A 12,776-nucleotide genomic window follows, 5' to 3' on the forward strand; every position below is an offset into this window, starting at 1 on the left:
AGGCTGGCGTACGGTTTCCGGCTTGGCCCCGGATGTGAAATTCGCAGGCTATACCTCAAACCAGACGGTGCAAATACAGTTCAGGGACGGTTCCGGTTCGGGCAACATCAGCACGGGTTTTATTGCGGATACGCGCTCAATACCGTCTATCACGGGAACATCGCTGACCTCAATGATCTCCGGGGGTCTCACGGGCGGCCGGTTCCTGCATACGGAGCCGGGCTTTAGCTGGTTAATCTGGGTGGATACCCACTATGATTCGGGGAACAGGCAGTATGCCTATCAAATACCCTTTACCACCCGTACAGGCACGTCAGTAATGGATACAGGCATGGTGATCAGTTCCGGACAATTGTATTTCTATCCAAAGGCCGCCACCCCGGTAAGCCCGTCGGTATGGTGGAACTCCCGGGCCTGGCAGTACGGCTGGAGAATCAAGGTATGGGATGCGTGGGGACTGGAGAGCCCCTGGGTCAACGGCCAGGACTTTGAGATTATAGCCCTGGAGAGACTGAGGGTGTCTAAGATAGGGAATCCGCCCAACGGACAGCCCGTGCCGGTTTTAAACAACCCTGCAACACATGTCATGATTGATTACGGCACCAACCCATTGCCGAAAATTAAAGCCAACGGCATGGTTGTTATACTGGTGGACTCCATCGGCCCGGTTAATACCCTGCCCCTGGGCGCGAATTTTTATTACCACAGCAGTTCAACAGGGGAAAAGACCACGGCAACGGTCCATAACCTGACAACCCTGTTTCCCTGGGGCTCGGCGACAAACAGGATATCCTGCGAGATATGGTCAAGGCCGGAAGTGCTCATCGCCGGAGACGCGACGGTAATCAGGACTCTTTTGGAGGGGATTACAGATGTTGGCAATGGCGCGCACTTAAGGGTTGAGCAACCATATGATATTGATATTGCGGAGGTCGCGGGCACCTCCTATACGGATTGGAACGTAGTCCTGAAAGGAAGAAAAAATTAGAGTCCTTTTATATCACCGGCTTAGATGTTATAGCGTTGCCGGTGTATTAATTTTAAAGATAGGGGTGGTGCCTGTGTGAGTCGCTTTAATTTCATGGGGGTGGTTTTGTCGGCGATAGGGATCCTGGGTTTTGCCTGCAGCCTGGCTGCCCTGCCCAATCCACCCACGGTACCCGCCCTGATAAGCGCGGTTTTAATCGCCGCCGGCCTGGCGGGCGGCCTGGCCGGAGCCGGCCTGCCATATATTGTTTCGGTATTTGCAATGTCCGCCTGGGCCATTGTCCAGTACACATCCGGGCCGCTTTACAGGTATCTGCGAAACATGCCGGACAAGCTGATACCGGAGCCGGTTAAATATCTAAAAATAATGCTGTTTATGGAAATCATCCTGGTGATGGTTTTTTTATTGCTGGGTTTTAGGGCGATTAAAAACAGCAGGGATATGAAAGCCCTGGGAAGCGGGGAAAGTCCCGTCCCTTCTTTTCTGTTCCGGCTTAAAGAGGCAAAAAAGGGTGAAAAGCCGGACTGCCTCGACACGGTTTTATGCTATGACAGGAAAACTAAAAAGCCAGTAACCCTGCAGGCCAAAAGCCGGTTCCTGAATACGGCGATATTCGGCACCACCGGGACAGGCAAAACCAGGAGCATGTTTGTCCCCTTGATAGAGCAGGACATTAGCCGGATAGCCCGGGGTAACATAATGGCTCTGACGGTGATTGAGCCCACAAAGGATCTTACCGATGAAGCCGCCCTTATCTGTGATAAGGCGGGTGTTCCCTATGTCTATGTGGACCCGACCAACGAAAATACAAAAAAATTCAATGTATTGCAGGGTGATAAGATAATAGCCGCCGAGGCCACCAGAAGTGTTCTTGCCGCCTTGTTCGGGAAACAGGAATCTTTCTTCGGACAGGTACAGCAGACCGCCGCCAGAAACACGGTTCTTTTATTAAAGGAGCTGCGGGGGGACAACCTGGATATTATGGATGTGCTCCGCACCCTCAGGGACGCAGGGAAACTGCAGGCAACCGTTAACCAATTGAAAAGCAGGCAAGGTGAAGCGGATCTGGTTCAGTATTTTGAGTTTGAACTTCTGGGCTCCATGAAGGATAAATACCACCAGTTCGCCGCCGGCCTGCGCCAGCAGTTGGAGGATATAGGGGGCAACCGGCTGCTGAAAAGGGTGCTTTCCGGCAACAGCGATATTAACCTGGACACCCATTTAAGAAACGGCGGGGTATTGATAGTCAATACCGCCATGGGCGAATTAATGAAAAAGCTCAGTGAGGTGTGGGGCCAGTACATATTGATGCACCTGATAGCCGCAATATACCGGAAGCCCAGGGAGACCTGGCAGGTTTCCCACGCCCTGTACATTGACGAACTGCCCAAATACTTAAACCCCGATATCGGTTTTGAGGACCTGCTGGCAATTGGACGTAAATACGGAAACATGACCACCGCGGGCATACAATCCACTTCTCAGCTGACACTGAGGCTGGGAAAGATTGAACACACAAAGACATACCTGACCCTATTTAGAAACAAGGTAGTGTTCGGGGGCATGGATGCAACCGATGCAAAACTTTTTTCAGATGAATTCGGGGAAAAGGAAGTAGAAATGAAACAGTCAACCTATGAAAACAAAATAATTGTTCCGTCACCCTGGGCTAAAAGTTACCGGACAACCAGGACCCTTGAAAAAAGGTATACCTATACGGAGCTTATGGAACTGGAGGGATACCAATTTATTTACCGTATCGTTAAAAACGCCCGTCTGCAGCCGCCCGGGGAGGGAACGGGCAAGCTTGTGGATGTGGAAAAATTAAAGCCGCCCTCCTTCGTCCTGCCGCCCCAAAAACAGCAGGCGGAAAAGGGAACAATCAGATTTATGCCGCCCGGGGAGCGGGACTCAAATTTTTTAGAACGGGAAGGTTCCGGCAATACGCCGGCGCCATCGCCAAAGCAAAGCAGCGGCAATGCCGGCGGGCCGGCTTCAAAGACAAATGGCGGCAACGCCATTCAAAACCGGCCACCTGAAACAAAAAAAGACGGATTCTGGAAGTAGCAAGGTCCAGGGCAGCCAAGCAGCCGTTTACAGGGCTGTTTTTTAATTAAAAAAACGGGAGGTAATAAAAAATGGCATTGAAAGTGGTAAACATTACTCAGGCTGAAGGCTTTACCGGTGAAAAAAAATCCTTCGTGAAGGACCCCTGGCCGGATATCCAGGCATCCAGGCAAAACCGGAACACGCTGCTCCAGGGTATCGTTATGGCTATTGAAGAGCACACCATAAGAGTAGAGGAAAAAGAAAAGAAGATGCCCTGCGCAGTGGTAATGAAGGAGTACGTCAAGGGAATAATCCCCCTGGCCTTTTCCGGCTGCGCCGGCAAGGAGCAACTGAGAAAGCTGATGGGCCAGATCATAGCCTTTAAAGTTATCGGCATTGAAAAGGAGAGCAATCTTTTTATCGGCAGCCGCCAGTACGCCCTGGAGAGAATGTCCAAGGCAACCTGGGAAAGCGTCAAAGAAAACGACACCCGCACAGCGGTTGTAAGGGAAGTTAATCTTAGGGGGGTCAAGGTCGATATAGGAGGAATACTTGCGGATTTGCCGGCAAGGTACATGTCCTGGGGCTGGGTTAACGATGTGCGGGAACTGGTGGAAGTCGGCGACAGCTTCGACGTGAAGATAATAGTCATTGACAGGGAAAAGCAAAGGGTCGAGGTATCGTTAAGGGATCTCTTGCCCTGCCCGTGGCCCGACGCCACCAAGAGATACTCAAAGGATATGGAAGTCCTGGGGGTGGTTACAGGTCTGCCGGACTACGGAATATTTGTCAATCTCGAGCCCGGCGTTGATCTTCTGGCCAAACAGCGCAGGGAGGAAATACGCCCGGGTATTGGTGAGAAAGTTACGGTTGTAATAACAAAAATAGACCCTCAAAAGCGGCATATAGAGGGATTTATAAAAAAGAGGTTTAAATTCCGTTAATTTTTTGCCAAAAAACTGTAATCTCAAGCCGCTGTCAAGTTTGCGGGCGTGTTAATTTTCTGATCAAGGGAGGGTTTAAAATAGGTTTACCTTACGAAAAAAAGAGTGCTGCTTTTTTATCGCCTTTTTCATTTAAGCAGAACTATGAAGTTGCCTGGAATAAAGTCGATCCCAGATGGCAGGGAGCTAATACCATTAGCTCCCTGCCGGACAGGCTGATGGCTCTTTTAAAAGTCACCGACCAGTTAAGGATAGTCACAGCCAAGCAGCTCAGCGCCAGATTCTGGTCGAATAACATGGAAAACGGCGACAAATCGTTAAAGAAGCTGGGAAAGAAAGGTTATTTACTGAGGCATGTGCTTAAAAACAAAAACAAAACAATGGTAATATATACCCTTGGCCCTGCGGGCTGTAAATTGTTGAACAAGCCTTACCAGCCCAACTGGTGGGCGCGGGTTGAGTTGAAGGAGATATTAAAAATACTGGTTTTTAACCAGTTGTATCTGCGAATACACCATTCCATGGACAGTAAGGCGCTGCAGGCCCCTTATCCCTTAACTTCAGTGATAATAATCAACAACAGGGAATTTCCGGTGCTGGTTGTAAGGGGCGACATTGGGGAAATAGCAAGGGAGGTGCGCTGGGCGGATTTAAACAGGGCAATGGTAATATGCGAGGAGCATGAGCAAATAGAGAAAATAGCACTTAATATTAACATTCCCGCAAGGTTTACCACGGACTATGAGCTTTGTTTCAAGTCCTTAAACGAAGCCTTCTACAGTTATAACAGGGAGGCCGACACTGTTGAAAAAGAAACTGTTGATATATTCGGTTAGTTCCAACCCACCCGGGCAATTGGAAATATTTTTAAATATCAACCAAAAAATATTTACAAAATGTTGCGGAAGCCATTATAATGTTTACATATTTTAGTTCCATAAACATAGTGTCAAGCCCCCGCCTGCCATAAAGCAGGAAAGAGAAGGGCACGGGCGCAAGAGTTCTACCCTGTGCACTCTGACCGCTGCACAGAGGTGTGTAAACCGTAAGGCCCCCGGTGATTATGCAGTCAGTTGGCACACCGAGAAGGGTGAGGGCGGGATACGCGCATGCCAAAAAGGTGTGGCGGCGTATAAACGGCAAGCCTGTATTGGCGAACCGCATAACTTAAACCAAAAGCCTTAGTATGTCCCGGTGGATAATACTAGGGCTTTTTATTTTGGATAACCAGAAAATTAACTTAATAACAAAAAATGTACTGTTTCAACCCCAAAGGTCACCCGGTATTCCAATATCGGGTGGCCCATAATTTTTAGTTTTTCCAGCGGAAGGAGGGTTTGATATATTTAAAAATCCTTTCAATAGGAGAAATGATATAGAGAGGATTTGGTTTCATCCCGGAACTTATGAATTCCCCATGCCATTTTTGCTGCCGGCCTACAGTATAGGCTTGTGTAAAATAAAAATCGAGTTAAAAAACCCCTACGAAACCGTTATAACTGTTATCCAGGATAATATCGGCAAAGGCAGCATAACCAACAACTTTGAATTTATTGCCACCAATGTGGCAAAACTTTTCTTTGAAGAGCTGGGGATCTTGCCCGGATATGTAAAATGGGTGGAATTATATCCCGCCGGCATAGCGGGCAAGGAAGAATTAAAAGGTACCGTAACAATGTTGTGGGAAGCCGGCAAACAGCGCTACAGCAATCCACAGTGGGAGAGGCGGCCGGATTAATTAAACCCCTGCCTGGCGGAAGTGGCAGCCGTTTCATGAAATTAGTTATAAAAACCTGTTATTTTTTAAATAAATTATTGTTAATGATGAAAATTTATGCTATATTATGAATAATATAACTTTAATGGCACCTAGCCCCATTGATACCAGGACCGTGGAAGAGAAGGGCAAGGGTGCGGTAGTTCTGCTTCAGGCGCCTGTAGACCGCTTGAAGCGTGTAAACCGCAGGGCCCCCGTGGAGGATGCTTGCAGGAGCGCCACTGGAAGGGTGAAGGCGGAGTATTGGCATACCCTAAGAATGCAGTAATGCAGCGCGTAAAAAAAGCCGGCGTTAATCCAGCCGTCAATAAACCCAAAAAATTGCCCCGCATGTCATCAGGACGTAACCGGGGCTTTTTATATTATAATCAAAAGGAGGCTGATACATCATGGCAGGACTGTCCCTGTGGTATAATCAAGAAGGGGTGACTGCAATGACCAAAGAGGTGGAGGATATTTTAAAACAGGTGGAAGCGCTGACCCTGGAGCAGCAGGTGGAATTATTACGGATACTGGAGAAGAAGTTGTCCATACCTCTCCAGAACCCTCGTCAAATTTTTGACGACTGGGACGACGAGGAGGTGGACAAGGCCTATGCTGAAACAAGGTGAAATTGCAACCGCCCTGTTCAACTTCCCTGACCAAACCGGAGCAAAACGGCGGCCGGTGCTGGTGGTAAGCAGCGAGGACCAGAATATCACTACCAGGAACGCTGTGGTAGCCGCCATATCAAGCCGGCCGGCCAAAAACCGGTACGATTACAAGGTGGAAGGCTGGAAGACGTCAGGATTAAGGGCCCCGTCCATGGTAAGGGCGGGGCAGCTCCTGACCATATCCGGCGCGCTGCTTAAAAAAATAGGCTCCTTGCCGGAGGAAGAATACTTTGAGGTAAAACGGCTTCTGGCAGAACTGCTGAGCCTCAATCCCAACTAAAACCCTTACCGTGATTATCAAGCGGCAAGGGTTTTTTTGTTTCTTGAAGGCTTTTTCCCTGTCCACTGCCTGTGCGGGTGATAATAATCTCCCGCACAGGGCGGGAGACGGGAAAGGAGAGAAAAGGAAACGGTTAAAACTGATTGCCGTGCCGGCAGTGGCTGTATATTTCCGGGAAAGGGAAATTCAAAGAAAACCGGCCTGTTGCCAAAAGCCGCAGGTTATAGCATTAAACCAAAATAATAAGGGAGGTAAATTAAAATGAGTAACTTAAATCAACAAAGTTATTTAGACATACTGGGAGGCCCCGAAAAAGAAAATAACGGTGAAGTCATTGCCCTTTTGGAAACTGCCGGAGACGGCAATGAGAAAAAAACCGGGAAAGCAAAAGGACGTAACGGAAAGTCCGCCGGCAACCCCAGGGTTGTTTGTATCTATGGTAATAAACATATTTATGATGACGGAAAAATGACCCTGGAAGATATCCGCAAGGATCTCCAAAAACGTTATTATCCCGAACTTGCCAGGGAACGTACTGTCATGGAGTATGACATGAAAACAGGCATTATTTTTCCCCGGATAAAGTCGATAAAAAAGGGAAACGGCAGGAAGCACTTCCTGTCGGTGCGGGAGATGGCCGAAAGCCCGGCACGGGTGGTAAATATACTTGCGGCCCGGCACGGTTATTACGAGATCAGAAAAAACGAAATAGGCATATTCAGCGCCATGACGGACAAGGTTGCCGATCTGGACCTCTGGGAATCCGGGTTTAAACCGTTCCTGCCCCCGATTCCCTTCAGCCTTCTGGCCCGGGCCATTGCCTTTTTCAAAAGCACATATTACGAAAGTATGGTTCAGTTCTTTTGGGATCGACAAAAAAGGGAGTATTTCATACATTGCCCCGAGCAAAGGGTTACCGCCCTCAGCATTGACGCGGAGCGCGACGGCCCGGAACAAGAACACCTTCTGGTTCTCGACCTGCACAGCCATAACTATTTTTCAGCCCATTTCGGCCGTGAAGATGATAAGGACGAACTGGAAACACGGATATACGGGGTTGTGGGCGGAACCGACAATTTCTTTCCCGAGATCCGGGTAAGGATATCCTCCGGGGGAAACTTCTGCGAAATTCCCCCGGAGCAGATATTTGAAAGCCCGTTTAACAGCTTCGAGGAAAATTGGAGTGAGAAGGTCACAATTCAGGAAGAAGAGAAAATTTAACCAAGGCGGCACAAACCGGCCCGGAGGCAAAAGGTGCCGCCGGATATTAATAAAAAAGGAGGCTGCCCCTGAAAACAGGGGCAGCCTCCTTTTTTAAAAAAGAAACAGTAGCTTGCGCATTTTTTATAAAAAGTGCTATTATGCCAAAAGATGAGATTATGGCGCGGGAGGGGAAGGAAAAATGAGCTGGCTTATTTATTACATCATTGCGGTTAACATTGCGGGGGTTTTGAGCATGGGCCTGGATAAAATGAAGGCCCGGGCCGGTGCCTGGCGGATTCCGGAAAACAGTCTCATGCTGATAGCCCTGGCTGGCGGTTCCCCGGGCATTTATGCGGGGCTGAAAATATTTCGCCACAAAACCAGGCATTTAAAATTTTCCGTGGGAGTACCCATTATTTTTTTGATACAGGCGGCAATAATTGCCCGGCTGGTATACCTGGGCATTTTATAACAAAATAGAAAGCCCCAACCCGGCAGGTCAAGGCTTTATTATTAAAGCTTCACGTAAAAAGCATTTTCACTTTCATTATATTCCGCGGCGAATTTGCCCTTTTTATTAATATCGAAGTGATTGAAGAAGCCCTTACCAAATACTTTGGTTTTCTTAATCTCCATGCCGCTACCATTCTCAGCGGGCCGTATTCTGAGAATATTTTTTTCCTGGTCGTAAGCCAGCTCAATTCTTTTGCTGGCCAGCTTTTCTCTTACAACATTATTGAAGACAATTGATGTTTTAGAAAAGGAAACTATAGCGTCCTTTTCTTTTTTATCTCCCCGCGGTTTATAAACCTCAAAAGCCAAACGTAGCCCCTCCTCAATAAATTTTACTATTATATTATTATTAATTTTAACTTGTTTGTCAAACCGGCTTTTAAATTAATTTTTGAGATAAACATTATTTATGGTAAAAAAGCTGTCCATTGCGAACAAAAAAGCCGGGCGAAGTAAATACCGGCTGTAATTTTATCGGGCTATTGCCCAAAATGTGTAATATATTTAATTTTCTAATTCTTAAAGGTTTTATAAAAAAGAGATGTGGTTTGAAATAAAATAACTATCCCGCCCTGTTTCAGTCTGTGGTACACCATTTGTACCTTGTCCTCGGGCAGCAGCCTTTTTATTCATAACTGCTGGAACAGCCGCCGGGTAATGTTTTACATCAGGCAGCTTTCCCCAGGTATTGCAGGTGCAGCTGCCGATAACCGGAATAAGGGATTTTGCAGTGATTTTTTTGAATTATAGTAAATCAACCTGTATGGCATTATCCGGCACGGGATTTTATACTGCCACGAGTCAACTTTGTTCTCCGGATGAAGGGGATAATGTAATTAAAAATTGGAGAAAAATAACCACTAATATTCCTCCAGCCGGGAATTGTAAAATTCTTATCGGCTGCCGCCGATGGGATGAGAGTGAAAATTTGACATTTTAAGATGAAAGGAGGTGAACAATGAGCCATAATTGCAACCAAACATTAACTGGGGTCCCGAATATCACCGTCATCCACAGCCTGCCCGGGAGGGTCAGGCTTAATGTGCCCGGCCTGAAGGGCAGCAGTTCCATGGCTGATACACTGGCGGCCGGAATAAAGCTAATTGACCATGTCCGCCGTATCAAGGCAAACCCGTTGACAGGGAGTTTGCTGGTGGAATACGACGTCAGGCGATTAAGCGAAAAAAAACTGCTGGAAAAAATTGTCCCGGTATATAGCAGGCCGGCTGCGGCTGTTAACCATCAGACTACCTCCCCCACCGCCATGGTTAAATCCGGAAGAATGGGAATTTACTGCGGGGATTCCAGGACCCTGGAGATTTTATCAAAGGTGGATACCATTATTTTTGACGGAAGAGGAGCGCTTCCCGAAGAATCCCGCGAGGTGGGGGATGTTCCGCCCGGAAAACTGCCTCCAATGATGGCAAAAGTATATAACAATTTCATATCAATGGCCGTGGGGGTAAACTCCTTCAGGCTGCTGTCGTCCAAGGGGCACCGGAATGTAAAAACCCTGAGGGAAGTGGAGCGCGAGATTGCAGCGGCCCTTGACAGCGCCGCTGCAGCTCCCTTAGCCACGGGCCAGTGCGGTATGGATACCGTCCTGAAAGGCAATTGGCACTCCATGACCCTTGACGGGGTGCTGAGCAGGCTGAAATCAGACCTGACCAGGGGACTGGATAAAGAACAGGTTCAGTACCGCCTGAAGGTATTCGGCCGGAACAAGATTAATGAAGAGCGGCCGGTTGGCCTGCTGGCAAGGATGCGCGGGCAGTTTAAAGATTTCTTGGTCAAGGCTCTAATGGTGTCGGCCCTGGTGTGCGCGGTTTTGGGCGAATTTACCGACGCTCTGGCTATCGTTGCCATTCTCGTGGTCAACGCCCTGCTGGGAGCCCTGCAGGAACATAAAGCGGAGGGGGCCTTACAGGCCCTGTCTGAAATTACGGCGCCCACCGCCAGGGTGAGAAGAGCCGGAAAGGTTGACAGGGTTCCCGCGGAGCAATTGGTGCCCGGGGATATTGTTCTTCTTGAGCAGGGAGACGGTGTTCCCGCCGATTTAAGAATAATTGAGGCCAGTTGCCTGGAATTGGAGGAATCTGCCCTCACAGGCGAGCCCTACCCCGTGGCCAAAAGCGCCGGCCATATCGCGGACTGCATACCCTTGCTGAATTGTTCCAATCTTGTCTTTATGGGTACCAACGTTACCAGGGGGCGCGGCGCCGGGATTGTCACGGCAACCGGGATGAACACCGAGGTAGGTAAAATCGCCGCAATGATCCACAGGCAGGAGAGCCCTCCCACGCCGCTGCAAAGGCGTATGGCCGAAGCGGGCGGAGTTATTTTAAAATATTGCCTGGCGGTCAGCGCCATGGTCGTACTGGCGGGTCTTTTAAGGGGCGGCTCGCCCTTTGGAATGTTTTTAACCGGTGTGAGCCTGGCGGTTGCTGCGATTCCAGAAGGCCTGCCCGCGGTGGTAACCATAGCCCTGGCCTCGGGGGTGAGGCGGATGGCAAAGGAAAACGCGGTGGTGAAAAACCTGCCCGCGGTGGAGACACTGGGCAACGTTACCTTAATCTGCACCGACAAAACAGGCACCTTAACCCGCAACAGGCAGATTTTGCAGAGGGTATATACCGGCAGCGGCTTCTGGCAGGCCGGAGCAGGCGGGGATAACACCTTAAAGCCCCACAGCGGCGGATGCCGCCCGGAGGATTTGGAGTCACTTGTCACAGCCGGGATATTGTGCAACCATGCGGAGTTAAGGCGGTGTGACGGCAAAGGGCCAAAAAGCGCCGGGCAAAAATGGCGGGTGGAGGGAGATCCCACCGAGGGTGCGCTTTTATTGGCCGCCCTGGGAAATAAAACAAATTATAAAGAGGTACGGGAAAAATGGACCCATATCAAAGAAATACCCTTTGATGCCGGGCGTTTGATGATGACAGTCATTTGCAGGCACCCTGACCATGGTTGCGCGGCTTTTGTCAAAGGCGCCCCCGAGGTGGTGCTGGAGCTTTGCTCGCATATTCTGGTTAAAGGTGAAAAAGAGCCGCTGGATAAATTAAAGCGGCGGCAAATACTGAACATCAATGGTGAAATGACCCGTGAGGCCATGAGGGTGCTGGCCATAGCCCACCGGAGCCTGGATAATCCCGATGCGGGCGACCCGGAAGATTCCCTGACCTTGTTAGGCCTTGTGGGTATGGTTGATCCGGTGCGGCCGGAAGTTGCCCGGGCTGTGGACGTCAGCAGGCGCGCCGGCATCCATGTGGCCATGATCACCGGAGACCACCCTTACACAGCCCTGGCGGTGGCCAAAAAGGTGGGCATCTCCTCCGGCGATAAAGTTTTAACCGGGCAGGACATTGACCGCTTAAACGACCTGGAGCTGGCCGAAGCGCTCCGGGAGGTAAGGGTGTTTGCCCGGGTTCTGCCCGGGCAGAAGCTGAGGCTGGTGAAAACCTTCCGGCAGCAGGGGGAAGTTGTGGCCATGATAGGAGACGGAATTAATGACGCGCCCGCGGTAAGGGAAGCGGATATCGGGGTGGCCATGGGCGAGTCCGGAACCGACGTAACCAAACAGGCTGCCGATATAATAATAACCGATGATAACTTTGCCACTCTGCTTCCCGCCGTGGAACAGGGCAGGGGGATTTACAACAACATCAGGCGATCCGTGCGGTATCTTTTATCCACCAATGTGGGCCTGGTATTTCTGGTTTTTACGGCTGTACTGCTGGGGTTGCCCGTTCCACTGATACCCCTTCAGCTGCTGTTTCTGAATGTACTGGGGGACGGCCTTCCGGCTTTGGCCCTGGGGGTGGAGCCGCCGGCCAGGGATCTGATGGACAGGCCGCCCAGGCCTGTTGAAGAAAAATTTTTTGCCCACAGCCTGGGCAGCCAGATCATCAGCAGGGGGCTGGCCACCGGCCTGGTGGGTTTGGAAGCCTATCACAGGCTGTTAAAACAGGGTGATTTGGCCAGGGCCAGGACAGTGGCCATGGCCACCTTTGCGGCCGGTAAACTGTTGTTCGCCCTGGAGTGCGGAGAGAAAAAGGATGGCAACAATCGCTATCTTGCGGGCTCGGTGGCGCTCTCGGCGGCATTGCTCGGTGGCGCCATTTATCTTCCTTATGGAAGGAGAATATTAAAAACCGTGCCCCTGGGAATGAAAGACGTGGCCGGTGTGCTGGGCGCATCGGGACTGACTTTCATTCTGGAAAGAGTGATTGCCTCTTTCTTGCAAGGAGTTAAACCTGAGGATCCGGCGGAAAAGCAAGAACTGCCCCTATAAAGGGCAGTTCTTGCTTTTCCGTCTTCCAACCATAACAATTGCTGAAAAATTTGGAGGAAAAAAATCATATATGAAGAA

10 protein-coding genes and 1 pseudogene are annotated in these 12,776 nt (G+C 49.7%); 10 read left to right on the forward strand and 1 reads right to left on the reverse strand.

Translation table 11 applies throughout. The features are described from left to right. From DCCM_RS18700 to DCCM_RS12980, 9 genes and pseudogenes are all read left to right on the forward strand, one after another. Positions 1-988: pseudogene (locus DCCM_RS18700) on the forward strand (hypothetical protein); the annotation flags it as partial. Between the two features lie 75 nt (positions 989-1,063). Continuing rightward, positions 1,064-3,055 (forward strand): type IV secretory system conjugative DNA transfer family protein, encoded by a 1,992-nt coding sequence (locus tag DCCM_RS12935; RefSeq protein WP_128739151.1) that lies wholly within the window; start codon positions 1,064-1,066, stop codon positions 3,053-3,055. A gap of 71 nt (positions 3,056-3,126) precedes the next feature. Then, positions 3,127-3,981, forward strand: coding sequence for a S1 RNA-binding domain-containing protein (locus tag DCCM_RS12940; protein ID WP_104372814.1), 855 nt, complete (start codon positions 3,127-3,129; stop codon positions 3,979-3,981). A 218-nt stretch (positions 3,982-4,199) separates the two neighbouring features. Further along, positions 4,200-4,817 carry a hypothetical protein gene (locus tag DCCM_RS12945; protein ID WP_104372815.1) on the forward strand — a complete coding sequence of 206 codons (618 nt, stop codon included), beginning with the start codon at positions 4,200-4,202 and terminating at the stop codon, positions 4,815-4,817. A 581-nt stretch (positions 4,818-5,398) separates the two neighbouring features. Further along, the gene (locus DCCM_RS12950) at positions 5,399-5,719 is read left to right on the forward strand and encodes a hypothetical protein (RefSeq protein ID WP_104372816.1); all 321 of its coding nucleotides are present in this window, start codon (positions 5,399-5,401) and stop codon (positions 5,717-5,719) included. A gap of 428 nt (positions 5,720-6,147) precedes the next feature. Next, positions 6,148-6,369: a hypothetical protein gene (locus tag DCCM_RS12960; RefSeq protein ID WP_104372818.1), complete on the forward strand. Its 222-nt coding sequence runs from the start codon at positions 6,148-6,150 to the stop codon at positions 6,367-6,369. Then, the gene (locus DCCM_RS12965; protein ID WP_104372819.1) at positions 6,353-6,691 is read left to right on the forward strand and encodes a type II toxin-antitoxin system PemK/MazF family toxin; all 339 of its coding nucleotides are present in this window, start codon (positions 6,353-6,355) and stop codon (positions 6,689-6,691) included. The genes DCCM_RS12960 and DCCM_RS12965 overlap by 17 nt, the downstream gene beginning before the upstream one ends. Before the next feature lie 261 nt (positions 6,692-6,952). Continuing rightward, positions 6,953-7,912, forward strand: a complete 960-nt coding sequence (locus tag DCCM_RS12975; protein WP_104372821.1) for a hypothetical protein — start codon at positions 6,953-6,955, stop codon at positions 7,910-7,912. Positions 7,913-8,093: 181 nt separating this feature from the next. Further along, positions 8,094-8,366 (forward strand): DUF1294 domain-containing protein, encoded by a 273-nt coding sequence (locus DCCM_RS12980; RefSeq protein ID WP_104372822.1) that lies wholly within the window; start codon positions 8,094-8,096, stop codon positions 8,364-8,366. Between the two features lie 41 nt (positions 8,367-8,407). Here the strand turns inward: DCCM_RS12980 and DCCM_RS12985 are convergent, their stop codons facing one another. Then, positions 8,408-8,716 (reverse strand): hypothetical protein, encoded by a 309-nt coding sequence (locus DCCM_RS12985; protein WP_104372823.1) that lies wholly within the window; start codon positions 8,714-8,716, stop codon positions 8,408-8,410. A 649-nt stretch (positions 8,717-9,365) separates the two neighbouring features. Between DCCM_RS12985 and DCCM_RS12990 the strand changes: the two genes are divergently transcribed. Then, a complete protein-coding gene (locus DCCM_RS12990) occupies positions 9,366-12,698 on the forward strand; it encodes a cation-translocating P-type ATPase (RefSeq protein WP_104372824.1) in 3,333 nt (1,110 codons plus the stop codon). Positions 12,699-12,776 lie beyond the last annotated feature (78 nt).

The organism is Desulfocucumis palustris, assembly GCF_002933875.1.
Classification (GTDB): domain Bacteria; phylum Bacillota; class Desulfotomaculia; order Desulfotomaculales; family Desulfocucumaceae; genus Desulfocucumis; species Desulfocucumis palustris.